Annotated in this window: 21 protein-coding genes and 3 pseudogenes; 18 read left to right on the top strand and 6 right to left on the bottom strand. The window is 41.8% G+C overall.

From position 1 onward, the window contains the following. Nucleotide 1 precedes the first annotated feature (1 nt). On the top strand, nt 2-1018 hold the full coding sequence (locus OTG27_RS09935) for an aliphatic sulfonate ABC transporter substrate-binding protein (protein ID WP_268936805.1): 1017 nt from the start codon (nt 2-4) through the stop codon (nt 1016-1018). A 117-nt stretch (nt 1019-1135) separates the two neighbouring features. Here OTG27_RS09935 and OTG27_RS09930 read toward each other — a convergent pair whose 3' ends face one another. Continuing rightward, the gene (locus tag OTG27_RS09930; protein WP_268936804.1) at nt 1136-2074 is read right to left on the bottom strand and encodes a DHH family phosphoesterase; all 939 of its coding nucleotides are present in this window, start codon (nt 2072-2074) and stop codon (nt 1136-1138) included. A gap of 453 nt (nt 2075-2527) precedes the next feature. Between OTG27_RS09930 and OTG27_RS09925 the strand changes: the two genes are divergently transcribed. Genes OTG27_RS09925 through OTG27_RS09915 form a run of 3 tightly spaced genes read left to right on the top strand, consistent with a single transcriptional unit; the run spans nt 2528 to nt 5275 of the window. After that, nucleotides 2528-3715 carry a CaiB/BaiF CoA transferase family protein gene (locus OTG27_RS09925; protein WP_268936803.1) on the top strand — a complete coding sequence of 396 codons (1188 nt, stop codon included), beginning with the start codon at nt 2528-2530 and terminating at the stop codon, nt 3713-3715. 14 nt (nt 3716-3729) lie between these two features. Then, complete coding sequence (locus OTG27_RS09920; RefSeq protein WP_054400504.1) at nt 3730-4935, top strand: acyl-CoA dehydrogenase family protein; 1206 nt, start codon at nt 3730-3732, stop codon at nt 4933-4935. Between the two features lie 28 nt (nt 4936-4963). Continuing rightward, complete coding sequence (locus tag OTG27_RS09915; RefSeq protein WP_095679647.1) at nt 4964-5275, top strand: DUF3870 domain-containing protein; 312 nt, start codon at nt 4964-4966, stop codon at nt 5273-5275. A gap of 487 nt (nt 5276-5762) precedes the next feature. On the opposite strand, the gene OTG27_RS09910 is transcribed toward OTG27_RS09915, so the two are convergent. Both OTG27_RS09910 and OTG27_RS26685 read right to left on the bottom strand, forming a co-directional pair. Continuing rightward, nucleotides 5763-6146, bottom strand: coding sequence for a hypothetical protein (locus OTG27_RS09910; RefSeq protein WP_268936802.1), 384 nt, complete (start codon nt 6144-6146; stop codon nt 5763-5765). Nucleotides 6147-6168: 22 nt separating this feature from the next. Next, nucleotides 6169-6222: pseudogene (locus OTG27_RS26685) on the bottom strand (hypothetical protein); the annotation flags it as partial. A 154-nt stretch (nt 6223-6376) separates the two neighbouring features. Between OTG27_RS26685 and OTG27_RS09905 the strand changes: the two are divergent. After that, on the top strand, nt 6377-7468 hold the full coding sequence (locus OTG27_RS09905; protein WP_268936801.1) for a CotH kinase family protein: 1092 nt from the start codon (nt 6377-6379) through the stop codon (nt 7466-7468). A 147-nt stretch (nt 7469-7615) separates the two neighbouring features. Next, nucleotides 7616-8587 carry a TRM11 family SAM-dependent methyltransferase gene (locus OTG27_RS09900; protein WP_374941250.1) on the top strand — a complete coding sequence of 324 codons (972 nt, stop codon included), beginning with the start codon at nt 7616-7618 and terminating at the stop codon, nt 8585-8587. A gap of 136 nt (nt 8588-8723) precedes the next feature. On the opposite strand, the gene OTG27_RS09895 is transcribed toward OTG27_RS09900, so the two are convergent. Together OTG27_RS09895 and OTG27_RS09890 are read right to left on the bottom strand one after the other, a co-directional pair. Then, nucleotides 8724-9920: a M14 family metallopeptidase gene (locus OTG27_RS09895; RefSeq protein WP_063577030.1), complete on the bottom strand. Its 1197-nt coding sequence runs from the start codon at nt 9918-9920 to the stop codon at nt 8724-8726. Nucleotides 9921-10106: 186 nt separating this feature from the next. Continuing rightward, nucleotides 10107-11072: an MBL fold metallo-hydrolase gene (locus OTG27_RS09890; protein WP_063577029.1), complete on the bottom strand. Its 966-nt coding sequence runs from the start codon at nt 11070-11072 to the stop codon at nt 10107-10109. A 307-nt stretch (nt 11073-11379) separates the two neighbouring features. On the opposite strand from OTG27_RS09890, the gene OTG27_RS09885 reads away from it, so the two are divergent. Continuing rightward, nucleotides 11380-12357 (top strand): 2-hydroxyacid dehydrogenase, encoded by a 978-nt coding sequence (locus OTG27_RS09885; RefSeq protein ID WP_268936799.1) that lies wholly within the window; start codon nt 11380-11382, stop codon nt 12355-12357. A 700-nt stretch (nt 12358-13057) separates the two neighbouring features. Beyond that, complete coding sequence (locus OTG27_RS09880) at nt 13058-14290, top strand: multidrug effflux MFS transporter (RefSeq protein ID WP_483878185.1); 1233 nt, start codon at nt 13058-13060, stop codon at nt 14288-14290. A gap of 50 nt (nt 14291-14340) precedes the next feature. On the opposite strand, the gene OTG27_RS09875 is transcribed toward OTG27_RS09880, so the two are convergent. Further along, nucleotides 14341-15126, bottom strand: coding sequence for an SDR family oxidoreductase (locus OTG27_RS09875; RefSeq protein WP_268936798.1), 786 nt, complete (start codon nt 15124-15126; stop codon nt 14341-14343). A gap of 207 nt (nt 15127-15333) precedes the next feature. Here OTG27_RS09875 and OTG27_RS09870 point away from each other — a divergent pair, with 207 nt between their 5' ends. From OTG27_RS09870 to kynA, 10 genes and pseudogenes are all read left to right on the top strand, one after another. Beyond that, complete coding sequence (locus tag OTG27_RS09870; protein ID WP_268936831.1) at nt 15334-16320, top strand: Gfo/Idh/MocA family protein; 987 nt, start codon at nt 15334-15336, stop codon at nt 16318-16320. A 93-nt stretch (nt 16321-16413) separates the two neighbouring features. Further along, nucleotides 16414-16722: an iron-sulfur cluster assembly accessory protein gene (locus tag OTG27_RS09865; protein ID WP_057278928.1), complete on the top strand. Its 309-nt coding sequence runs from the start codon at nt 16414-16416 to the stop codon at nt 16720-16722. Nucleotides 16723-16743: 21 nt separating this feature from the next. After that, entirely contained in the window at nt 16744-17865 is a 1122-nt protein-coding gene (locus OTG27_RS09860; protein WP_268936797.1) for an NADH-dependent flavin oxidoreductase, read from the top strand. A gap of 259 nt (nt 17866-18124) precedes the next feature. Continuing rightward, on the top strand, nt 18125-19534 hold the full coding sequence (locus OTG27_RS09855; RefSeq protein ID WP_268936796.1) for a GH1 family beta-glucosidase: 1410 nt from the start codon (nt 18125-18127) through the stop codon (nt 19532-19534). Nucleotides 19535-20590: 1056 nt separating this feature from the next. Continuing rightward, nucleotides 20591-22231 carry a SulP family inorganic anion transporter gene (locus OTG27_RS09850; RefSeq protein WP_057279038.1) on the top strand — a complete coding sequence of 547 codons (1641 nt, stop codon included), beginning with the start codon at nt 20591-20593 and terminating at the stop codon, nt 22229-22231. An 84-nt stretch (nt 22232-22315) separates the two neighbouring features. After that, nucleotides 22316-22729 (top strand): MerR family transcriptional regulator, encoded by a 414-nt coding sequence (locus tag OTG27_RS09845; RefSeq protein WP_057278932.1) that lies wholly within the window; start codon nt 22316-22318, stop codon nt 22727-22729. Between the two features lie 246 nt (nt 22730-22975). Next, nucleotides 22976-24490: a carboxylesterase/lipase family protein gene (locus tag OTG27_RS09840; protein ID WP_268936795.1), complete on the top strand. Its 1515-nt coding sequence runs from the start codon at nt 22976-22978 to the stop codon at nt 24488-24490. Between the two features lie 10 nt (nt 24491-24500). After that, a pseudogene (locus OTG27_RS09835) lies at nt 24501-24644 on the top strand (kynureninase); the annotation flags it as partial. Between the two features lie 132 nt (nt 24645-24776). Continuing rightward, a complete protein-coding gene (locus OTG27_RS09830) occupies nt 24777-26126 on the top strand; it encodes an amino acid permease (RefSeq protein ID WP_268936794.1) in 1350 nt (449 codons plus the stop codon). Between the two features lie 17 nt (nt 26127-26143). After that, nucleotides 26144-26989: pseudogene (gene kynA / locus OTG27_RS09825) on the top strand (tryptophan 2,3-dioxygenase). The last annotated feature ends 7 nt before the right edge of the window (nt 26990-26996 follow it).

Here is a 26996-nt window from a genome sequence, read left to right as displayed (position 1 = left end):
TATGCTGAAAAAATCATTCTTTGCCCTTATTCTGTCTGTTTTGTTAATCGGAATAGTAAGCGGATGCACTCAATCCAGCAGTAATGATGAAGAAGGGAAAGGGTCCGGGGGGAAATCCGTGAAAATTGGTTATTTTCCTAACCTAACCCACAGTGCAACGATCATTGCACTTGAAAAAGGCTTTTTCGAAGAAGAGTTCGGTAAAGATGTCAAGATTGAAACCAAAACAGTGGCCAATGGAGGATTATTCATGGAAGCAATGGCCACAAACGCCATTGATGTCGGAACGGTCGGGCCTGGTCCATTGCTTAACTTTTACGTGAAAAACCCTGAATACCACCTGATCTCCGGGGCTGTTAATGGAGGTGCCGTACTTGTGGCTAGCGAAGGCAGCAAGGTGACGGATTTAAAAGATTTGGCCGGTAAAAAGGTAGCGATTCCCGTCATTGGAAGCACTCAGGATGTCATGCTTAGGAAGGCCCTTCAAGATGTAGATTTAAAACCGACTACAAATGGGGGCACAGTTGAACTGTATGCGGCAGCACCTGCTGACACAACCGCCCTTTTTGTTCAAAAGTCTGTCGATGCAGCAGCGACCCAGGAACCATGGGGGTATGTATTGGAAAATCAGGCAAAAGGAAAGCTGTTGCTTGACTGGGATCAATTTGCATGGGGAAAAGATTCACCTAACACGGTAGTGGCTGCAAGCCAGAAGTTCTTGGATAAAAAGGGGCTCGCTGCTTCTTATTTGAAAGCGCATGAAAAAGCGGTGAAGTTCATACAGGAAAATCCTGAAGAAAGCCAAGAACTGGTTATTAAGCATTTGAAGGAACTGACTGGAAAAGAATTAAGCAAAGAAGAAGTGGCTTCAGCATTTTCACGCCTTGAAGTGACAACTGAAGTTAATGAGCAAGTCATTCAAGAAATGGCCGACATAAGCAAGGAAGCCGGTTATATCCCTAGCAGTGATATAAAAGGCATGATCGATTTATCAATTCTTGAAGAAGTGTCCAAATAACAAGCAAGCGCCTCAGCCATCCTGGCTTTGGCGCTTTTTTTAAAAGGCCGGATTAATCCATTTTAATTAAGCGGGGAAATAATCCTCCATATAAACACCTCAGGTCATGAACTCCCTTTATGGACAGATTTGATCCAATGCTTGGATAACATGATCAACCTCCTCCCAGGAATGGATGGTAGCGCCTGAAGCCAGTGAATGTCCTCCACCATTGAATTGACGTGCGACTGATGCGATGGGAATATTCCCTGAACGTATCCTGACACGGATTTCAGAAGGGTATTCGATGAAGAAAGCCCAGATTTTATTTTTCCTGACACTTGATAGCGTATTGACTAAATTCGAAGCTTCGAGTCGATCCACCCCATACATATTTAAAAGCTCGTCCGTAATAATGAAGTAAGCTACCCCTTTATCAGTTACCTTGAAGCTCATGAGAATGTCTTTTTGAAGTCGGGAAGCGTTTTTCGGCTTAACATTAAGGCTGTTATGGATTCTTTCTGGCTGAATATTATAGGTTCTTAAGTGCGAAACCAATTTTAATGTCCTGGGAGTTGTATTCCCATTCGTGAAATTCCCTGTATCACTAAGTATTCCTGCATAAAAAGATTTAGCCGCTTCTTTATTCATGTTGAAGCCTTCTGGAAATTCCAAGAATAAATCAACAAGCATTTCACTTGCAGAGCTATAAGAAGGGTCAACCCAAGAAATGTCCCCGAATTGTTCGTATTCGGGGTGGTGGTCAATTTTGATCAGCATGCCTCCATGATCATATCGGGAATCACTGATCCGTGAAATGTTGGCAGTATCACAAACAATCACTAAGGCACCTTTATATTTGTTATCGGAAATGACATCCATATCACCTATGAATAGAAGCTTGTCCACTTCCTCGCCTACCGCATAGACTTCTTTAGAAGGGCAGGAGTCCTTCAATAGCCTCTTTAAACCGAGTTGTGATCCCAATGCATCCGGGTCCGGATTTACATGACGATGAATGATGATTGTGTGGTATTTCTTGATCGCTTCGATTATTTCCATTTTTTTATTGTCCATAGCGCCATCTCCTTTTTAAGCTTTCCTTATCTGCCGTGCGACGATTGATAATATGTAAAATTCATATATTGACAGTTATACCTATTCAATCATCACATGCCAAACGAATAAAGGCAATTCCGATTACTTTGGATGGGGGGAGTCCTGAAGCATACGGAAAGTATACGGAAAGTATACGGAACAGATGTATTAAAACACTCAAACAAAATTATTGCAAAATTCAAAAAATACAACTATACTTAATTTACCAAACCGATGACAACAAGTTACCTTGTTGCATGGCCGGCTTGACATAAAAAACTGGAATCCATAAAAATTGACTTGGTTCACTTGATCTTCCTTTGCAGGAAGACAGTTCGTGGATAAGGGTCAGTGAAACATTCAATGTAATGACATTGTTGGTTTTACTGGCTCTTTTTTGTGTATCCACGACAGTTTGAAAGGGGTGATGATATGAATGGAGCTTTGGAGGGAGTCAGGATTATCGATGTATCCCGTGTTTTGGCGGGGCCGTTTTGTTCAATGATTCTCGGCGATTTGGGTGCCGATGTCATTAAAATCGAGCATCATGAATCAGGGGATGAAACGAGAGGGTGGGGGCCGCCATTCGCCGAAGGGGAAAGCGCTTACTATTTATGTGCAAATCGAAATAAGCAAAGCATGACCTTGAATTTAAAATCTGAGGAAGGAAAAGAGATTTTCCGGAAGTTGGTGGCTTCAGGGGATATAGTGATTCAAAATTTCAAAACAGGCACATTGGGAAAACTGGGGTTGGGTTATGAGGATTTAAAGGAAATCAACCCCAAACTGATCATGGCCTCGATTACAGGATTTGGTTTAACCGGTCCTTATAAAGATTTGCCAGGCTATGATTATATCATTCAAGCGATGAGTGGTTTGATGAGCATCACCGGAGAGAAAAATGGGAGTCCCGTGAAGGTCGGAGTGGCCATAGCTGACATATTGACTGGCTTGTATACATGCATTGGCATTTTATCCGCTTTACATCATAGGGATAAATTGGGGGAAGGCCAGGAAATTGATATTTCATTGATGGATTGTCAGGTTTCTTCATTGGTGAATGTCGCCAGCAACTATTTATTCAGTGGCTTGACCCCTGAAAGAATGGGGAACCAACATCCAAATATCGTTCCATACCAGACGTTCGGGACAAGGGATGGAGAGCTTGTCGTGGCTGTGGGAAATGATGATCAGTTCAGGAGATTTTCAACCGTTATAGGCAGACCTGATTTAGCGGAACAGGAACAGTTTAAACATAATGAAAAACGTTTACAAAACAAGGAAGAATTAATACCGATATTAGAGGATTCGTTGAGAGGTAAGACAAAGAAGGAATGGAAAAGGCTGTTTGATGATGCAGGGATACCGAATGGTCCGATTAATGATATAGCAGAGATGTTCGAGGATCCGCAAATCATCGCAAGAGGCATGCTGGTGAGCATGGAACATCCCACAATCGAAGATCTAAAAGTGACGGGATCTCCCCTGAACCTTTCAAAAACACCGGTTACAATGAGAAAGCATCCGCCACTCTTTGGTGAGCATACCGATTCCATTTTGGCTGAAATAGGATATAGTCCAGATCAAATAAGCAAATTCAAGGAAAATAAAATTATTTAGGAGGAATTTTAATGATGAATTTCGAATTAACAGAAGAGCAGCAAAGTGTGAAGAAAGTGGTAAGGAAATTTGTGGATAAGGAAATTATTCCATATATTCAAGAGTGGGATAGGCAAGGTCAATTCCAGCCGCATATTTTAAAAAGGTTAGCTGAATTGCAGTTGATGGGCGTGTGTATACCCGAAGAGTATGGCGGGGTCGGAATGGATTATAATACCCTAGCCATCGTTTGTGAAGAGCTGGAGCGAGGAGATACGGCTTACCGAACTGCAGTTTCTGTACATACAGGGTTGAATAGCATGACCCTGCTTCAATGGGGGACGGAAGAACAAAAACAGAAATATTTAGTACCCCAGGCAAAAGGAATCAAGATTGGTGCTTTTGGGCTGACTGAACCGAATGCAGGGTCTGATGTAGCGGCAATGAAATCAACGGCAAAACGTGTTGGGGACCATTATATCTTAAATGGGTCAAAAACATGGATTTCGCTCTGTGATTATGCAGATCATTTCCTCATTTTCGCCAAGACGGATCATGATGCCGGTTCAAGGGGAATCACTGCCTTTATCGTGGAACGGACTTTCGAGGGAGTGGAGTCGAAAGCCATTAAAGGAAAATTAGGAATTCGTGCAGGGAATACAGGCGAGATCTTTTTAACGGATGTAAAAGTTCCGGTGGAGAATAGGCTTGGTGAAGAAGGTGAGGGCTTTAAAATTTCCATGTCGGCATTGGACAGCGGCCGGTTTACAGTGGCCGCAGGTGCTGTAGGGTTAATAGAAGCAAGCCTGGAAGCAAGCTTGAAGTATTGTCATGAACGAAGCACATTCGGAAAAGAGATTGGCAGGCATCAGCTCGTTCAACAGATGATTGCCAAGATGACAGCAAATTTAGAGATTTCCAGATTGCTGGTCTTTAAAGCGGGCACCTTGAAAAATCAAGGAAAAAGGAATACGAAGGAAACATCACTTGCCAAGTGGATATCATGTAATGCTGCTAATGAAGCGGCCAATGATGCTGTTCAAATTCATGGTGCATATGGCTACTCGGATGAATATCCAGTCGAACGTTTTCTGCGGAATTCAAAAGCTCCGGTCATTTACGAAGGAACCCGTGAGATTCATACTGTAATGCAGGGTGAATACGCACTTGGCTATAGACAAGATAAAGAGCTTCGCAAGCAATTGCCTGCATGGCCCTTCGAGCAAGTTTCCGTACATTAACTATAGATAGAGGAGATCAGATCAGATGATGAACACATACTTTATTGCAGGGCATGCAAAACTTCCTCAAGGGATGGCAGCGAGAAATATATATGATTCAATCACGATCACGGTGGAGCTTGACTTTAAATATGGAGTAATAGTCGAGGCTTCCTGTACGCTTGCTACAGAGCATGGCAGGGAATTCATCCGACAACTGCTGCGCGGTTATTGCCTGAAAGATGGTATCGAAGAATTGATTGATCGTGTGCAAAATCATTATCGTGGGAAGGCTGGTCAAGCCATTCAAGCAGGGCTGAAGGATGTGTATGCACAGTTCGAATTGGTCTCCGTTAAATAAGTGAAACCGAAAAGGGTCCTACCGTATGTAAGAGGGTAGGATCCTTTTTTATAGGTTCGGGTACATGGCAAATAAGTCCACTGTCATTATAAATGGCCGTGTTTTTATTGTTTAAGGAACGGGACATTTGAATGGATATAACGATCGTGATAATTTTAGGCTGTTTTCCCATACTTTGTTGCTATTTACCAGGTAGTGAGTTGTGGTTGATTTCCCCTCCAGATGCTCGCTTTCCGCGGGGCGGGCGGTGAGCCTCCTCGGCGTAAACGCCTGTGGGGTCTCACCTGTCCCGCTGCTCCCGCAGGAGTCTCGCACTTCCGCTCCAATCAACCTTAAATCGTTTCGTTTTAAAAACAACAATCTTTACGAAAAGAGCCTAATTTTAAAAACACAAAACTCGCCCCTATAGGACGAGTTTTGTGTTTTTTTATAGAATTTGGACTTTAAAGTAAAGCGTAATATCCAGTAAAAAAATATTAGTTGTACATTAAAACGGTACCATGAGACTAGAAGCACCTTTTCCGGTTATTGCGAAAGTTATTGCCGCAAAGCCAACTGCAGTGGTTGGACGAACACCGGTTTCTGTTGGAGCGCCGTTGTCTGCTGCATATGGAACACCGGTTTCTGCTGGTGCGCCTTTGTGTGCTGCAAGTGGACCTCCTCCTGCTGGTGCGCCTTTGTGTGCTGCAAGTGGACCTCCTTCTGCTAGTGCGCCTTTGTGTGCTGCATGTAGATCTCCGTTTCCAGCAAGAGCGCCTTTGCGTGCCGGAAGTGGACCGATTCCTGCTCGTGCAACGTTTAGTGCTTCTACGGGAAGTTCGCCTGTTATTGTTGTTTTTACGTGAAGAACGGCCTTTTGAACATGGGTCATTATGCATGAAATCGCTTAACCCGAAGGAATTAGCTCTATCCACCGCATTTTGTATATCACGATTGATGTCAGACATATTTATATATCCCCCTTTCTATACGTTAAACTATGCGCTTGTACGTAATATGCCTGAGATAATAGCACATTTTTATTAAATATTTGTTTTTGGTGACACCCCTCGCTTTTTTTCCATAATTTAATAGGAAAGTGAAAGGGAAGGGTTAGGTTATATGAATGCTGACAAGAAGCTGCCTGTGTATCAGCTTTTTATTCCACCAGTTAATTTAATGGAGCTTCGCAGAGATATATGGTGCAATGATCCTTTACCTGCAAAGTTAACGATCAACAAAAAAAAACTTGATATTGATATTGCTTACCGTGGCTCACATATCCGAAGTTTTCGGAAAAAATCCTATAATGTAGTCTTTTATAAACCTAATACTTTTAAGAATGCCAAGGAAGTTCATTTAAATGCCGAATATAAAGATAAATCTTTACTAAGAAATAAATTATCTTTAGATTTTTTTGCAGATATAGGGACTTTATCACCGAAAGCCCAGTTCGTTTTCCTAAATCTAAACGGAAAGGACGAGGGAATATATCTGGAATTGGAATCAGTGGATGAATATTATTTGAAGAAAAGGGGGCTCCCCAATGGGTCCATTTTCTATGCGGTGGATGGTGATGCCAATTTCTCATTGATGAGCGATTTGGATAAAGGAATCAAAAAATCATTGGAGATGGGCTATCAAAAAAAATGCGGGACAGAAAAGGAGGAATTATATTTACAAGAGCTGATCCTCCAAATCAATACAATTTCAAGAGTGGATTTTGAAAAGGAAATCGTAAAATATGTCGATGTGGAAAAGTACCTGCGCTGGCTGGCCGGTGTCATATTCACGCAAAACTATGATGGGTTCGTTCATAACTATGCTTTGTATCGAAATGGAGATACCGGTCTATTTGAAATGATTCCATGGGATTATGATGCGACATGGGGCAGGGATGTTAACGGGAAAGTGATGGAAGAGGATTATGTGGGAATCGGGGGGTTCAATACATTGACTGCTAGAATCCTTGATGTAAGGGGATTTCGTGTCAGGTACCAAGAACTTCTTAAGGAGATTTTGAACAATCATTATACCGTGGCCTATATGAAACCTATCATTCAGGAAATGCATGATCAATTAAGGCCTTATGTATCAAAAGATCCATATATCAAGGGGAATAAGGAGATATTTGATGATGAGCCCGAATTCATCCTGAAATTCATTGAGGCCCGTGCGAAGTATATAAATAGCCACCTGTATAAATTGGATTAATAATTCCTTTCGTTTAGAGATGGAACAATGAAAAATATAGTGGCAGGAATGCTTAATAAAAAAGCATTCCTGCTTTTTTCTGCACGATTCCATTTGCTTTTCTATACTATTACAGCTATGTTTGATAGAAAGGTATAATCTAAAGTAATGAAGGATGGGAATGGATTGACTAATCATAGCCGCAAACCGGCATATATATATACATTTACATGCACCCCTGACGAACGCTCATTATCTAAAATGGAGATGCGTTCTTTCTTTGGCTTTGAGACTTCAGGGGGTATTTTGAAAAGTGATATAGCCATTGAACCGAGCAGGAGCCCTTTTATAAAAGGGCGGGTCGACATCATGTTTGAAGGGGAAAGCATATCCGAAATCGTTGAGCAAGTAAAAGGTATTCATTTGCCTGACTCGACATTCAAAGTATTATTCGTGAAAATTAATGATTTGAATAAAGAAGCAAAGATCGATTATGATGGACAGCGTGAAATTGAACGTCAGATTGGCTGGCACATTCAGGGAAATGCCGATGTGCGTAATCCTGATCAGGTCTTTGGAATCGTGACGCTTGGCGGTCGTTGGTATTTTGGGAAGTATGTCAAACCTGAAGCGGTTTGGTTAAAACATATGAAGAAGCCCCGTGAATATTCAACTGCGCTTAGCACGAGAGTGGCGAGGGCCATTGCCAACATTGCTGTTCCACATCCGGATGGGGTGAAGGCAATTGATCCATGCTGCGGAATTGGAACGGTATTGGTGGAAGCCCTTTCGATGGGGATCAATATTGATGGCCGGGATATCAACCCGCTTGTTACCGACGGTTCAAGGGAGAACATTGCCTATTTCGGACTCGAAGGTGATGTAACTACAGGTCCGATTTCGGAGGTCACCAGTAAATATGATGTAGCGATTATCGATATGCCTTATAATCTATATACACATGCGACGCCGGAGGATCAGCTATCAATCCTTAAGAACGCAAGGAGCTTTGCTGATAAGGTCGTTGTCGTAACAATCGATACGATGGATCATATGATTGAAGAAGCTGGATTTGAGATTGCTGATCGATGTGTTGCCAGGAAAGGCCTTTTTTCCAGAGAGATTGTCGTGTGCGTGTAAGTATCTTCAGCAAGAAAAGGCTGAAATTTCAGTGTCAATTAGACAAATAAAAAGGGCTTTGCTGCCATCTGGCTTCGATTTTCAACCGATGCCAGATGGCGGACAAGTCCCCTTTACAATTAAGTTTCAAAATTGACTAGATTCCGGGTGTAGATGAACTTTCAGGAATTTTTTCATAGTCTGATGGATTAAGATTATGAACCGATCCATCTGTTACGCCATTGATAATACCCATTAGCCCCGTTTCAACCGTTTTTACGAGCTGGCCATTCTTTTTTTGCCCAAAGTTTTGTGTTTGACCACTAACTTCAAATAGAACCGTCCCACTTCCGTTTAAAGCAAACGTCCCTAAAGCAGTTCCTGGCAGGTCAATGGATTGATCATATAATGAAATATTTGTGAAAACTGAATTCCCTTTTGCTTGCAGTGCATTATACGCAGTAAGTGTTAACTGACGGGAGAAATCATATTTGAAATCATCTGCATACTCTGCATATTTAGCACCTTCTGGAGTGCTTGGGTTAGGAACGAATTTACCCGATATTGACATAGTTGCACGCTCATCAGTTCCTTCGAGATATGGGAATCCTTGATGATGAAGATCGATAAAAACATCCACTTTCCCGAATTTCGATTTTAACCCTTTATATGTGTCACGGAGCGTTTGCGCTTCGGGGGTAATAAACCAGCCTGGCTTTTCAGATGCCCCCGGGAAGTCTTGAGGTTTTGGTACATAATTTAGGTCTGGATTGAAGTCACGATTAACATCAAATCCCGGTTTGCTAGCATAGTCGTCTCCTGATCTGGGAGTAGTGTAATAGTTCCAAGTAGGTTTTGCATTAGAAAGTTGGGGGAATTTACCGACAACTTCAGACCATTTCATCTCATTTCCACGACGATCAAGCTCTGAGCCGTCTACGTTCATCATTGGAATGGCAACAATTGTTAGTTCATCAAGAACTTTCTTTACCTCAGGCGAGTTACTTTGACCAAGGTTTTTAAGAATGTTCAATAACGCGACAGTTCCTGTTTTTTCATTTCCATGAATTTCACTTTGAATAAGAACGACTTTGTCACCATGACCGACAGTCACTTTTTGAATGGAACGGCCCTGATTCGTTTTTCCGGCCACTTCTACATTGACTATCCCTGCACTCGCTTGCTCAAGTTGATTTAATTCTTTTACAAGTTCGTCATAATTTAGGAATGCTTCGGTAGAAAGGTTCGTTCCACCTGTCGGATTTGGTCCTCTTTCAGCTAAGCTGACATTTGGGCCAAGTAATGTTGCGGCTACTACTGTTGAACTTAAAACCTTTAAAAATTTTCTTTTCACAGCAAATCCCCTATTCTGAAAATATTTAATATTCAGATAATAAATTCTTCACATTCTAATCGATTTCCTGTTAGATTCATTAAAACACCCAAAAAGGCCTAGTATTTCAGATTCAATTATTTTGTGCATTTTCCATGAAAAAGTCCCTGCTAAGTGGGGACTTTTTCAATTCAGCCTTTTTTGATGTCATTTAGCTTGATAATGAACTACATTTTCAACGAGTTGTTTCGTGACCTTCCCCTGATATTCCAAATAATCCAAATGGCCGATGATTTCTGACATGACGAGCGGGAATTCTGCTATATACTTTTGTTTGTAAAACTCCTTTGCCAGTTCATTGCCTGTAGAAATTCCGGATTCTATCAAGGCCAGGATCTTTTGTGATTTCCTCTCTATGCTGTTGAGTCTTTTTTCAATCAGATGACCGGGTTGTTCAATCACGTTACCATGACCAGGAAATAGGAGATTCACCTGTAATGCTGAACATCGTTTTAATGAATCGATATGATCTACAAGAGTCAGCATTCTATTACCGTTTTCATCAGGTTCGATCAAGGCATTGCTTGAGATATGTTCAATCAATAAATCACCGGCAAGAAGCCGTTTCCCTTCTCGGTCAAGGAAAGCAATTTGATCCGGGGCATGCCCGGGAAATTCGACCACTTCAAAATTCAGCCAGTGTTTTTCCGTGATTGCGATGATGTCACCATTCAGTTTTTGATCTTTATTATTATCGACCGCGTTGAATAGGTAAGCCACTTGTTTATCTCCAAGTTCACCACAGCCCATCTCAAGGTATAGCTGTTTATAAAATTCTATTCTCATACTTAAGAAATCAGGGTCCCTTTTTAAACGGGGAATGGATTTAGAATGGGCATAAACGGGAATCGGATGGAGTTCGGTTATCCGGTTGACCAAACCAACATGGTCTCCATGGTGATGGGTCAACAAAATTTCCGTGATGTCCCCAACTGTAAATCCATTTTCGTTTAATGTTTGCTGCAGTGCATTCCAGCAAACATCATCATTCATACCTGCATCGACTAATGTTAAAGATTCATCCTGTTTAACTAAATAAAAGTTTATACTTTTTAAAGATAAAGCGCTTGGAGCTATAATTGGATAAATTTTAAATGTTGTATTCGTTTTCATGAACGTCCCATATCCTCCTAAATCGAGATAAACTTTATCTGGAAAATTACGATATTACTAATGACCGAATAGATGTAACTGGTTATTATTCCATGATTGGTTGAATGAATTGAAACTGTCAAGCGGAAGCTTCCAGGCAATCAAGAAATTTAATAGTAAGATTGATTGGAAATGGATGGTCTATTTATCTAGTTTATTTTAAAATTGAATAAACAAGCTAGTCATTTAGCCAATATTCTTTAAATTTAATTATTGTAATGAAAACTGAAAGTGTTCCATGGAACGAAACGGTATAGGAGGTTTTGGTTTGAAGCCAAAAATTTATATTACAAGGAAATTGCCAGAACAAATCATCGAAGGTCTTAGTCGGAATTATGATGTCAGGATGTGGGATCAAGAGGATATACCGGTCCCTAGAAAAGTCCTTGTAGAAGAAATGAAAGAAGTCGAGGGGCTGCTTTGCTTATTGACGGAACAAATCGATGAGTCACTGATTGAACAGGCACCCAATCTGAAAATCATCGCGAATATGGCAGTGGGCCATAATAATATTGACGTTCAAAGTGCAACAAAACGGGGCATCATGGTAACGAACACACCGGGGGTTTTAACGGAAACAACAGCTGATTTAACCTTCGGCTTACTGCTTGCAACGGCAAGGAGGATGATGGAGGCAGAAGATTATTTAAGGAGTGGAAAGTGGGAAACATGGTCGCAGATGCAGCTGACAGGACAAGATGTACACGGTGCAACGCTGGGTATCATCGGGTTAGGCAGAATTGGGGAAGCTCTTGCAAAAAGAGCTAAGGGATTTGATATGAACTTAGTTTATTTTAATCGAAGCCGTAAATATGAACAGGAAAAAGAGTTAGGAATCGAATATCAGCCCCTTGAAAAATTGCTCCAAATCTCGGATTTCGTTTGTGTCATGCTGCCGCTCACAGCGGAAACGGCTTATATGATTGGCAAGGAGCAGCTGGAATTGATGAAAGGGACGGCTGTGCTCATTAATACTGCAAGAGGCGGAATTATCGATGAAAAAGCGTTGTACCAGGGGCTGGAAAATCGAGAGATTTGGGCGGCTGGATTGGATGTATTCGAAGAAGAGCCCGTCCCTCTGGACCACCCGCTGCTAACTTTGCCCAATGTGGTTACATTACCGCATATCGGGAGTGCTAGCATTGCCACAAGAATGAAAATGGCAACTCTTGCTGTACAAAACTTGGTGGACGGATTAACTGGTGATACTCCCCGTAATTTAGTATTGTTGAATAAATCAAAATGACGCTAAAATGGGGTTCGGATTGGTTTCATCTCGAACAAAGATTTTAAAACAAGAATAGACTATCCTTCATGTTTTTTTACTACAACCCTTATTGGATTGAAGAAATTTGCGACACTCCTGCCGAATAACTGGCTTGCCGAGACCCCACAGACGCTTGCGTCAAGGAGGCTTGGCAGACAGTCGGCGGAAAGGGAGCGGATTTCTGAAATCACCTGCAACCTTTTTTAAATAAAAAAACTGCAGGCAAGCTCTCTTCACTTCAAGTTGATCTCGCTGAATAGAATCATGTTTAGAAAGCATCCTCATCACCTCAAGTTTTAATACTTCTATTTTAAAACAAAAATGACTCCAGGCAAAAGTGTTCTAACTAAAAGGTAAGACAAAGTTGATTGGAGCGGGTGTACGAGACCCCTGCGGGAATCTACAATCTGAAATGACCCCAAAAATGGGGTCATTTTTTTATGGGGAATGTAATAGTGTTTCTTTGGTTCGCAGTATTCTCAAATGATATTTTCTGAAATATGATTTGTCCTTTTTAGAAGATTTCGGAGTTTTGATGCACCTGTGCTTACCTGAATGCCGAAAGGAAGAGTCCCATTCAAGTGGAGCATACTTATCGTAAATTGTGCCGATCTTTTGTAAAATAAAGAAAGTCGAGTTTATTTGGAAGAACAATTAGTTGAAAGGGATAGGGTTAATAATGATTGAAATGAAGGAAACGATATCATCAGGCAACGAAATGACTAAATCCAAAAGGATGTTGATGGCTCTTATGCTAGGGTCTTTTGCAGCGATCGGACCACTGTCACTTGATATGTATTTACCGGGTCTCCCCACACTGGCAGAGGATCTGAAAAGCAGTACGTCATTAGCGCAGCTAAGCTTGACTGCCTGCTTGTTAGGGTTGGCTTTGGGCCAAATTTATTTAGGTCCTCTAAGTGATGCAAAAGGAAGGCGTTCACCGTTAATCATATCTTTATCCATTTATTGCATTTCATCTCTGTTATGCGCTTTTGCTCCAACCATTGAATTGCTTTTATTATTACGTTTTATCCAAGGTATTGCGGGAGCGGGAGGCATTGTCATTTCAAGGGCCATAGTTCGTGACCTTTTTTCAGGAACGGATTTGACCAAGTTCTTCTCCATGTTAATGCTGGTGAATGGGGCGGCACCGATATTGGCTCCGGTTTTTGGCGGTCAACTTTTGCAGTTCACTTCTTGGCGGGGCGTCTTCATTGTCATTTCAGTATTAAGTATCATTATGGTTGCGGCTGCATTTTTTGGGATAAAGGAAACTTTATCGTTCAATCACAGGAGTGCCGGCGGGGTAAATGATACAATCAGGACTTTTGGGAACTTATTGAAGGATCGTGTTTTTATGGGCTATGCTTTTGCACAAGGATTCATAAGTGCTGCAATGTTCGCTTATATTTCCGGATCGCCATTTGTTCTCCAGAACATTTATGGGGTTTCCCCACAGACCTTCAGCCTGATTTTTGCAATAAACGGGGTTGGGATCATCATCGCTTCACAAGTTGCCGGGAAGCTGGCAGGCAAGGTTAAAGAAGAAAGATTGCTTCAAATGGGGTTATGCCTAGCTTTGTTTGGGGGAATATTACTTCTTGCCTCAGTCCTTCTCGAAATGGGCTTGGCCGGAATCTTGGCCGCTTTATTCCTCTCCGTCTCCAGCGTCGGTATTGTCGGTACAACGAGTTTTTCTTTAGCGATGCAAAATCAGAAAAAAACGGCAGGCAGTGCCTCGGCTTTAATTGGCTTGCTTCCCTTCATATTAGGATCGCTAATGGCTCCCCTGGTGGGGTTAGGTTCAGGTGAGTCGCCCTTGCCGATGGGAATTGTGATGGTAAGTTGTCATGTCATCGCCATGTGCGCTTATTTACTCCTTGCTCGTCGCGGGTTAAGGAGAGTTGCTTAAAAAGAAAAGCTGAAATCCTGATGTGGATTTCAGCTTTTTGCCTTTTTGATTCATAATAGTGATTCCGCTCCATCGATATAAACTTCCGTGCCCGTAACATGTGAGGACATGTCTGATGCTAGGAACAATACGAGATCACCTGCTTGTTCGGCAGTCCCCGCTTTCCTTGCCAGGGGCTGGGAGCCTTCGGGATATTCAATGGGAATCCTGATTTTTTTAAGGTTTTCTTCTTCCGGGAATGTGTTATTGTCAATGTTCGTATCGATGGAGCCGGGACAAATGGTATTTACCCTGATTTTATATCTTGCCAATTCGAGTGCAGCCATTTTTCCGAAAGCGACTTGACCAGCTTTGGATGAACTATAAGCGGAAAAACCAAAATTCTTGAAATATCGGTTTCCATTGATGGAACTGTTGATCACGATGCTGCCGCCTGTTTCCTTCATGTAGGGAATGGCGTATTTGATGGTGAGAAAGGTGCCTTTGAGGTTGATGGTATGTGTCTGATCCCAATCTTCTGGCTTTATGTCTTCTATAGGGGCAATCACTCCGTTGATGCCTGCGTTTGCAAATACAAAATCAATTTTCCCAAAATGTTCATGGGCCGTCTTGTAGGCATGTTCAACTTGCTCAGCCTTGGAAACATCCGTTTTAATGATTAAAGCCTCTCGGCCAAGGTTCTCCACTTCTTCCTTCACTTTTTCGGCATTTTCGACTGTACGATCAAAAAAGATGATGTTCGCGCCGTTTTCAGCTAGTTTCAGTGCGGCGCCCCGGCCAATTCCCGATCCTCCACCGGTAATGATGGCAACTTTGTTTTTCATTAATTCTGTCATAAACTTCACACGCTCCTTTTAAGTCTTCTATTCCCAATTTGGGAGTATGTAGAAACATCATGGCAGTGGTAATATAGAAAAATTATAAACGAATATTGCCTAAAAAATCCAATTTAAACAATTGCGGGTGTTCATTATACTTTGTTTTTCAGTGAAATGTCTGTATATTGAGGACATAATTAAGTTAGCTTGAAAGGGGATAGGATGTTGATAAGATTAGGGGTAATAGGTACAAACTGGATCACGGAACGATTTTTGGAGGCTGCTAAGCATGTAGAGGATTTATCCTTAACTGCCGTGTATTCACGTACAGAAGAGAAAGCGAAGGAATTTGCCAATAAATACGAAGTACATACGACTTTTACGAATTTAGAAGCAATGGCCAGCAGCGATGAAATCGACGCTGTGTATATAGCAAGCCCTAACTCATATCATTGCAGGCAAGCCGTGTTGTTTTTACAAAATAAAAAACATGTACTATGTGAAAAACCAATGGCCTCGAATGCGGCTGAAGTAAGGGAAATGATTGAGGCTGCAAAACAAAATGATGTGCTATTGATGGAAGCGATGAAATCGACCATCATGCCGAATTTCGAAAGTATAAAGGGCAATTTGGATAAAATCGGGAAGATACGGCGTTTCTCGGGAAGCTTTTGCCAATACTCATCACGATATGATTCATATAAACAAGGAACTGTGCTGAATGCATTCAATCCTGAATTCTCAAGTGGCTCTTTAATGGATTTAGGCATTTACGTCCTCTATCCACTTGTTGTACTGTTCGGTAAACCGAATAAGGTGCAGGCATCAGGAACGATGCTTGAATCAGGAGTTGATGGGCAAGGTACGATTCTGCTTTCCTATGATGAAATGGAGGCAGTCGTCATGTTTTCCAAAATTACTGAGTCCAATTTGCCATCGGAAATTCAAGGTGAACATGGAAGCATCCTCATTCAGAAAATTTCAGGACCGCAAGCGGTGGATATTCAGTATCGGAATGGAACCACTGAAAATATTTCCGTTAAACAGGATATGCCTACCATGTATTATGAAGCGAAGGAATTTGTTGATTTGATACAGCAGGGGAAAATGGAATCCGAAATAAATACATATTCGAATTCACTGTTGACTATGGAAATCATGGATGAAGCAAGAAGGCAAATCGGCATCGTCTTTCCTTCAGACCGCGGATAAGGCCAATCATGAAGGGGAAAAATGGATGTTACTGATAACCCTTAATTGGGTAGAACTCAGTACAGGGATAATTTTATTGTTGGAGGAATGGACATGAATTGTAAAATAAATCGCAATGCAGCAAAGGTCTTACAAAAAATGCTGAGCACTGAAGAAGCCGAAGGGAAAATGATTCGTGTATATATCACCCATATGCATGGCGATCATGCCCATTATGACATGAAGCTGGATACACCGGCAGAATATGATGAAATCGTAAAAACAGATAAAGATATCGATATTTTGCTTGATTCACGTGAAGAATTTCTGGATGGTGTCTGGATTAAATATTTTTATGTTCCAGAAGAAGGCTTTGAAATCACGAATCCTTCTAAAGAACCGCATGGACATCATCACCACTAATAGTAAAGGGGGAGGATTGGCATGAATCAAAAATACGAAAAGATCTTTCAACCATATATATTTCCATCAGGGGTAGAAGTGAAAAATCGTATCATGATGGCTCCTATGACCACTTATTCTTCGGATGACCAAGGCGTTGTAACCGATGATGAACTGGCCTATTACGCTGAGCGCTCGGCTGGTGTAGGTGCGGTTGTCACGGCATGTGCCTATGTATCTGCTGGAGGCAAGGGATTCCCAGGCCAACTAGGTGCAGATGACGATTCCTTTATCCCATCCTTGAGAAAACTAGCTGAAACGATTCAGTCCAACGGGTCAAAAGCGATCCTGCAAATATATCATGGAGGCCGTCAAAGTCCGCCCGAATTATTGCCTGATAACCAACCTGTTTCTGCAAGTGCCATTGCTTCCAGCGAGGAAGCACCTGTACCGCGGGAAATGAATGAAGATGAAATACAAGACGTTATTAAGGCATTTGGCGAAGCAACAAGAAGGGCCATCGAAGCAGGTTTCGATGGTGTGGAAATCCATGGTGCCAATACTTACTTGCTTCAACAATTCTTCTCGCCACACTCGAACCGCCGTACAGATAAATGGGGCGGAACATTGGGAAAACGATTGATTTTCCCGCTTACCATTGTGAATGAAGTCGAGAGAACGGTTGCCGAGCATGCAGAAAAGCCGTTTATAATTGGCTACCGCCTTTCTCCTGAAGAAGGCAGCAATCCTGGAATCACTTTAGATGATACGATCCAATTCGTTGATAGATTAGCGAATCAAAACCTGGATTATCTACATATATCGGTAGGTCACTTCTGGAATGGCTCATTCCGTGAGAGTGATAGGACAAAGTCGCGCATCGTTAAAATTTACGATAAAGTAGGTAATCGTATCCCGGTGGTCGGTGTAGGTTCACTGCATACACCCGATGAAGTTGCAGAAGCCATGGAAACGGGGGTCCCTTTTATCGCCCTTGGCCGTGAACTTCTTATGGAACCGCATTGGATTGAAAAAATCAGGTCTGGAAAAGAAGCGGAAATACGGACTACCCTCTCAAAAAAAGATCAGGATGAACTGGTCATTCCAGATCAGCTTTGGGAAAAGTTGATCGGGATAAAAGGTTGGCTCCCGGTAGTGGAATGATTGCTAACATCTTTAATATGTGTAACCCGTCCCCAAAAGGTGGACGGGTTTTTGTATGTTCATATGCTACTAAGTATCGATCATCTTTTGCTAGAAAAAGAGAGATTGATTCAACGGAATTCTGGATTTAATCATTCCGTGATAGTAAATACTATCTATAAGGCTTATGTTTTACGTGAACTAAAAATAATATTTGTACCAATGAATAAAATATATTATTATCAATTTAATAAGCAGGTATGAAAAGGGAGGATTTTTAATGAAATTTCCACACGATTTTTTATTCGGAGCAGCTTCTGCTTCTTTTCAAATAGAAGGAGCATGGGATGAAGATGGTAAAGGTATAACGAATTGGGATGTTTTTTCAAAGATTCCGGGGAAAACATTTGAAGGTACAAATGGGGATGTAGCGATAGACCATTATCATCGTTACAAAGAAGATATTAAATTAATGGCAGAGATGGGACTTGAATCATATCGCTTCTCCATTTCCTGGGCCCGTATTTTGCCAACAGGTGATGGGGAAGTCAATGTAAAAGGCTTGGAATTTTATAATAATGTGATTAATGAATGCTTAAAATATGGGATTGTCCCATTTGTTACCCTGTATCATTGGGATTTGCCTTTGACGCTTGAACAAGATGGGGGATGGACGAATAAGCGAACAGCTGAAGCATTCGTCAAGTATGCAGAAATTTGTTTTCGCGCATTCGGAGATCGAGTCAAACATTGGATCACGTTTAATGAAACGGTTATGTTTTGCGGTTTAGGGTATTTAAAAGGAGCGCACCCGCCTGGAATCCAAAACGATGAAAATAAATACTTTCAAGCGACACATTATGTATTTTATGCACATGCCAAAGCGGTAGAGGTATACAAGGCACTGAATCATTACGGTGAAATTGGGATTACCCATGTATTCCTGCCAGCTTATAGTATTGATGACAAACATGAAAATGTATTAGCTGCTCGGCATGCCAATGAATATGAAACCTTTTGGTATTATGATCCAATTTTAAAAGGTGAATATCCAGCTTATGTGGTTGAGCAATTAAAGGAGAGAGGCTGGACACCAAGTTGGACAGAAGAAGAACTGGATACGCTAAAAAGGAATGCGGAGAAAAATGATTTTATTGGACTCAATTATTACCAGCCCATTCGGGTGGAAAAAAACCTGGAAGCCGTTTCAAACATGGAGCATTCTAGAGAAACATCAACTCTGGCTCCAGGGAACCCGTCTTTTGATGGCTTTTATCGGACTGTAAAAATGGAAGATAAAACCTATACAAAATGGGGTTGGGAAATCTCACCTGAAGGATTTTTAGATGGGCTGCATATGTTAAAAGAACGTTACGGCGATATTAAAATGTATGTTACAGAAAACGGACTTGGTGATGAGGATCCGATTATCGATGGTGAAGTAGTAGATGTTCCGCGCATTAAGTATATTGAGGAACACTTAAAAGTGATTAAACGTGCAATCAAAGAAGGCATCCATTTAAAAGGGTATTATGCATGGTCTGTCATTGACCTTTTAAGTTGGTTAAACGGGTTTAAGAAGCAATACGGATTTATTTACGTGGATCATCATGATCAGTTAAAACGGAAAAAGAAGCTGTCGTTTCATTGGTATAAGCATATTATCGAGACAAGAGGAGAAGAGCTGTAAACTGAAAGGAAACCTCTTGATCTTAATCAAGAGGTTTTGTCAGACTGTAGACAAACTCAATGAAGATCGAGTATGTCTACGATTTTTTATTGGTTTTTAGACTTTGGACGTTGATTTCCGCTCCAGGCACTCGCTTTCCGCGGGCGGTCCGCGAGCCTCCTCGGCTTACGCCTGTGGGGTCTCCCTAAGACGCGCTATCCCCGCAGGAGTCTCGTACCTTTCTCTCCAATCAACTTTGTTAAAGCATATAATTAGAAACCAAACCTCAAGAGTTGAAGGTGTTGGTTTGGGAATATCATTTGATGAAAGATAAGTTTTCCGTTTACAAACTGTGGGTCCCGGTCTACATGATTGGGCCTATAGTTTTTTTATGGCTTGCACAATTTGGACGTTGATTTCCGCTCCAGGCACTCGCTTTCCGCTTGCGGCCCGCCCTTGGCTTGCGCCTGCGGGGCCCTTACGCGCTATTCCCGCTGGAGTCTCGCACACCCGCTCCAATCAACTTAACTTTAGATAGAACTACTTTTGTCTACAAACTTAGAAAACCTCTTTATTTTAATCAAGAGGTTTTATGTATAGGGCAGAGCATGTTTTGAGCAATCTTTCTCAAAACATGCTTTTTTCCATTGTTCACTGATCAAGTTTCCGGTATGGGGAATTAGACCAAAGTTCAAACCTCCTGATTCGTAGTATGAATCTCCGGCTTCAAATTAACTAGACTGGAAAAATGGTCCCGGATTGTAATATTAATGTAAAAATATTCAAAAAGTTGTAAACAAATGTTAACGTTTCTAACAATGTACAGTTTTACGTTTTACTGTATAATGTTGAAGCATGGTCGAGACCATGTCAAATAACCTTACAAAAGGAGATTATATATGACGATTATTTCTTAGTTTTGAAAAGTCCCCCGCTTGGTTTGTCCCGTTGAAAAATGCCTACAATAATTTGATTAATTTCAAACAAGTAACTCCCTCTAAAATGAAAGAATGTCATTTTCATGATGATGCTAGATTCCAATCTTAAAAAACGATTAAGGATGTGAGTTTGAAAAAGATGATAAAAGATTCTAGATTTCAAGGATATAACATGAAGGGTTTTCAAAAAGACGTGACGGCAGGATTGGTCGTAGGTGTTGTAGCCATTCCTTTAGGACTGGCTTTTGCAATTGCTTCAGGCGTCGAACCGATATACGGGTTATATACGACCATCATCGCAGGAATCCTCATTTCGATTTTGGGTGGCTCCAAGTATCAAATTGGCGGGCCGACCGGGGCGTTCGTTCCTTTATTATTTGGAATCGTTATGCAATATGGGTATGAAAGCCTGCTTATTGCCGGGTTTTTAGCGGGGATAATGTTAGTCCTGATGGGTCTGCTTAAGTTAGGTAATTTGATGAAGTTCATTCCCCGTCCTGTCATCATTGGATTTACAACAGGAATTGCGATAATAATCTTTTCAGGGCAAATTGCTAACTTCTTTGGTATGAAAGTGGAAAAACATGAAGCTTTCATGGATAACATGAAGGAACTGGTGATTAAAGCAGACACGATCAATCTATATAGTGTGATTGTTGCGATTATATGTTTTGTCGTCATACTGCTGGCACCTAGACTTTTGCCACGAGTGCCAGGACCGCTTCTGGGTCTGCTGATTTCCACAATTGCAGCTTACTTTTTATTTCCCGATAAGGTGGCTACGATTGGTTCTACGTATGGAGCGATTCCGAAAGGTTTTCCGGAATTCCAAGTGCCGGAGCTATCAGTGGAAGTCATTATCACACTCCTTCCAGTTGCTTTTACGATTGCCTTGTTAGGCGGTGTCGAGTCATTGTTATCCGCTACCGTGGCGGATAACATGGGGGGGACCAAGCATGATAGTAATAAAGAGTTGGTTGGTCAAGGAATCGCGAACATCGCGACGCCATTCTTCGGCGGGATACCTGCAACAGGCGCAATAGCCAGGACAGCTACCAATATAAAAAGCGGGGCAGCCTCCCCGATGTCCGGAGTCATTCACGGAATTGTCGTTTTACTGGTTTTGCTGGTGCTTTCCCCATTTGCAGCGCATATACCTTTGGCTAGCATGGCACCCATATTGATGTTTGTTGCCTGGAATATGAGTGAAAGAAAGGAATTCGCTCATGTATTGAAAACGAAGACGGCGGATTCTGCGGTTTTGCTAGTCACCTTCCTCATCACTGTCTTCACTGATTTAATCATGGGAGTGGGAATCGGCTTATTGATTGCATTCATCACCTTCATTGCAAAAATGAGCCACACGTTAAAGGTTAGGGAAAGAAGTCATGAGATTACCGAGATTGTTCCAATTGATAATTCGGATTCGAAGATCAATGTGTATAACTTGGAAGGACCTCTTTTCTTTGGTTCGATAGACGTCCTGGAGTCATCGATATTGGAGAACTTGGATAATAAGACGAAAGTGTTGGTATTAAGCATGCGTCGGGTAACATATATGGACACTTCAGCAGAGGCAGCACTATTGGCGATCGTTAATCGCATCGGAAAATATAAGGGGAAATTGATCATTTCCGGAATTCAGCAGCAACCAAAGGAATTGTTACTCAGCACTGGATTGTATCATAAAATAGAAAAACAGCACTTTTTTAAATCGAAGGAAGATGCCCTGTATTTTGCCAAGAAGCAGCTGAAGGGCAATTCGGATAAAGTAGTCTAATAGTTTCATCTTGAAGTCACCTTTTCGGATAGATATGTTATAGTATCGTTAACAGTAGATTTTTTAAAGAAGGTGACTATCTGGATGAATGTATATCGGATTGGCCAGCTTGCTGAACTTGCGAATGTTTCGAGAAGAACCATTGACTATTACACACAATTAGGAATGCTGAACTATGAAAAAACGGGGTCAAGATATCGGTACTACACAGAAGATGCTTTAAATCGTCTTCAAATGATTAATCGGTTTAAAGAACAGAATATGCCTTTGACTGAAATCAAGGAACGGTTACAAGTCTTGTCTGAAACCACTGTTGATTCTGAGCAGGTGCTCTTGATGGTGGACAAGCTATCTACAGACCTTAGAGGACTGGAGAATGAATTGCTGGAATTAAAGCCTTTATTGGAACAGCTCGATGAACAGCAATTAACATATGCTGCACAGCAGCTTTCCGTTCGGGGCAGTTCTTTATTGAGTATCCTTGCCATGCTTGCCTAAGATTTTTGCCGGTTCAACAAAAAAAGACCTGATTGGGTCTTTTTTTTTGTTGAACGCCTCATTGAAAACCATTATTTAAAATAACAATTCAAACTCCTGAGTATAACCGGAGCTTTATATACGATAGCATTCCTTTATTTTGGCTGAACTGAAAATATAGATCTTTTTTCGATAAAGATGAAGGATATAAGGGAATGGAAAAAGAAGAACTTACATATCTACTACTATATGAAGAGGTGATTGGGAATGATTGGATCAATAGTTACGACGGTAAAAGGACATCTTCAAGGTACTATGGAAAACGATATATGCGTTTGGCGTGGAGTCAGGTATGCGAAAGCGCCGATTGATGGACTGCGTTTCCGTTCTCCTGAGCCAGTTGATAATTGGAGCGGTGTCATGGATGCAGTGGATTTTGGTCCCGTTCCCCCGCAGCCGATGGATCGTGCGGTAAGAACAGGGATGAGCACAAATGAAAAAATGGATGAGGATTGCTTGTTCCTGAATATTTGGTCGCCTAGAGCTGATGATAAAAAACGCCCGGTCATGGTATGGATTCCTGGGGGAGCATATATAACGGGAGCTGGATCCCTTGATATGTACAATGGACACTTACTTTCTAAAAATGGAGATGTAGTCGTGGTAAGCATCAACTATAGGCTGGGGGCACTGGGATATCTGGATTTTACCGAGTTGGCAGGTGAAGGGGAAATATTTGAAAACAATTTAGGTTTACGTGACCAAGTTGCTTCTTTGAAATGGGTTAAAGAAAATATAGAAGCTTTTGGCGGCGACCCTGATAATGTTACGATATTTGGTGAATCAGCTGGTGGTAATGCGGTGACGACTTTACTTACTGTACCTTCAGCAAGGGGGCTTTTTAAGCAGGCCATTGCAGAAAGTCCTGCTCCGACATCTGTTTACGGAAAAGGATTTGCGCGCCAATTGAGTGAAAGGTTCCTTGAGATATTGGGCATTGGAAAGGGTGAAAGCCACCGGCTAAAAACCCTTCCGGTTCAAGAGATTGTCGCTGCCTCCCACCAACTTTTACAGGAAAATTCACAGGAAATGCCGGGCTCCCTAGCATTTGGACCAGTCGTAGATGGTGACTTCCTGCCCGATTATCCACTAGATTCGATTCGATCGGGAAGAACAGGGGGGATACCCTTGCTTATAGGAACAAATAGGGACGAAGCGACATTATTCGATCAGATGGCCCCCCCTCTAATCCCAACTAATGCGGCGATGATTCATAAAATGTTCGAAAATACTGATCCGAAGGCGAAAGAGCGAATTACGAACGCTTATACAAACTACCCAGAAAAGGAAGCTGTACTAGGCATTGGCCGTGATGCGACTTTCCATATTCCCTCGGTTTGGTATGCGGAGGCATACAGCCGCTTTGAAAAAACATGGATGTATCGTTTTGATTATAAAACGGCGGCCATGCGCATAAGTAAATTAGGGGCGACTCATGGTCTGGAAATCCCTTTTGCTTTCCAGACCTTCGACTCGGCATTCGGGAAACGGATTGTTTCATATGGTTCAAGGTCAGCTGCCCTAAAGGTATCCCATAGAATGCAGGGCCATTGGGTCAACTTTGCGAAATATGGAAACCCCAACCCCCCGGAAGGTGAAATTTGGCCGAAATATGATGAAACCAACCACTACACAATGATTTTTGATAAAAAGGATTATATTGAAAAAGATCCTGACGGAATGATAAGGTTGGCATGGGAAGGGATAGGGATTTACAAATGAAAAAGCCGAGATGAACGGGGAAATAGCGTTGATTGTACTTCCGACGGTTTTATATCGAAGCGGTCAGATCCTTGATATGGAAAGGTTAACGAAGGGAGCGCATGCGCGTGGAATCATGATAGGATTCGATGCCTGTCATTCTGTGGGTGCCATCCACTTGTCGCTCTTTTTACCTCTTTTCAGGAAGTCTACGAAACTGTACAGGTACTAAAGAAGGTCATGGACGGCAATTTATATGAAACTATGAAAATAAAAGGGGAATCATTGCCTAGAATGGGAGCAACATATGGAGAAAAATAAGCTTCAACGTGAATTATCATCGAATCAAATCACTATGATAGCCATGGGGTGTGCAATTGGCACCGGGTTATTTTTGGGCAGCGGCCTTGCGATTTCAACGGCTGGTCCAAGTGTACTTATCAGCTATGCAATAGGTGCATTCATTGTCCTTCTGCTGATGGGATGTTTGGCGGAAATGACTGTAGCCCATCCAACATCGGGATCCTTTGGAACCATTGCGGAAAAATATATAAGTCCATTTGCGGGTTTTGTTGTGAGGTATTCCTATTGGATAGCGAATGTTCTTGCCATTGGTGTCGAAGTGAGTGCCATCGCTGTTTATATGAAATATTGGTTTCCGGCTGTGCCTGGGAGCATTTGGATTGTCCTTTTTGCTGCACTGCTAATCTATGTAAATGCGACGAGTGTCAATACATTCGGCAATTTTGAGTATGTATTTTCAATGATCAAGATAAGCGCCATTGTCATATTCATTCTACTGGGGGCCTATGTGGTGATTGGCGCCGAACCTTCAAGCGGGATCGGTGTAGAGAACTATGCCAGTGATGGAGGTTTTATGCCTTTCGGATTTTGGGGGCTCTGGGTCGCCATATTCATTTCGCTCTTCAGCTTTTTAGGAACTGAGCTGATTGCGGTGACGGCGGGGGAAGCAAAGGACCCGGATATAGCCGTACCTAAAGCTTTGAAGGCAACTGTCTTCAGGCTTGCCACTTTTTATGTACTGACTATCGGGATCATGTTAATGATTGTTCCCTGGCAAGCTGCCGGTATTGATAAGAGCCCATTTGTGAAGGTAATGGAAATCCTGAATGTTCCCGGGGCATCTGGGATAATGAATTTCATTATTTTAACCGCTGCTTTATCTGCAATGAATAGTCAATTATATGCCTCCACCAGAATGATATTTTCATTATCCGAGCAACATCAGGCTCCGGCCCTATTTCAAAAATTGAGCAGGAAAGGTGTCCCGCTAAGGGCCCTTCTCATATCCACTTTAGGAATATTTCTTGCTGCAGGAGTAAAAGTCCTGCTTCCGGATACTTCATATGCATTCATGATGGGGATATCGATGTTCGGAGCCATTCTAACCTGGTTCATGGTGTTCATTTCCCATTTGTATTTCAGGAAGAGGTGGGAGAAATCAGGGGGCCGCAAATTACCGGTTAAAATGTATGGATTTCCATATCTAACGATTCTGGGTGCATTTCTTTTGTTTGCTTTGACGGTATCCACCTGGTTCACTGGCCCATTTAAAATCGTACTCCAGTTCGGGGTTCCTTGGCTGATCTTTCTTTGTATCGTTTACTTATTGATGTCGAAATTCAAAAGAAAGTAAAGGGAAAGAGGGATGGTATGGATAAGGATCAAAGAGATGAACATCATTTGGAAGACAGTATGGTAACTGATTTCAAAAAAGATATGTCCTATGGGGACTATCTGCATTAAAATCAAATTTTATCAAGTCAGCATCGGCTTTCCGGCCATCACGATGAAATGCTGTTCATCATCATTCATCAAACAAGTGAATTATGGATGAAATTGATCCTCCATGAATTGACTGCGGCAACTGATCATATTGTGGCAGGACATTTGGAGCCTTCCTTTAAGATGCTATCCAGAGTGGCCAGAATTCAACAGCAACTAGTTCAATCCTGGAATGTGCTTTCGACATTGACGCCAGCCGATTATATGGAATTCCGGGAGAAACTAGGAAACTCTTCAGGGTTTCAATCATTTCAGAACAGGTTGATAGAATTTGCGATGGGTCAAAAGAATTCGCAAATATTGGCCGTTTTCCGTCATCAGCCCGAGCTTTATGAGTCGATGATGGCAGCCTTGAATAAACCTAGTATTTATGATGCGGCTATAGGGGCTTTGGCTGCAAGGGGACTTCCTATTGATCAATCGGTATTGAACAGGGACTGGTCTGTCATTTATCAGGAAAATGCAAGTGTTGAAAGCGCGTGGCTGACCGTTTACCGTGATGTGCATAACTACTGGGATTTGTATGAGCTGGCCGAAAAACTCGTTGATATTGGTAGTCAACAACAATTCTGGAGATTCAATCATATGAGCACCGTAGAACGTATCATCGGCAATAAAAAGGGAACTGGCGGATCGTCCGGTGTAAGTTATCTGAAGAAAGTGGTCGAACAGCCATTTTTTCCTGAGCTATGGACATTAAGGACCAAACTGTAAGGGGGGG

This window comes from Peribacillus sp. AS_2 (assembly GCF_026891895.1).
In the GTDB taxonomy this organism is placed as follows: Bacteria; Bacillota; Bacilli; order Bacillales; family DSM-1321; genus Peribacillus; species Peribacillus frigoritolerans.
This window is presented reverse-complemented; position numbering and strand designations above follow the sequence as displayed.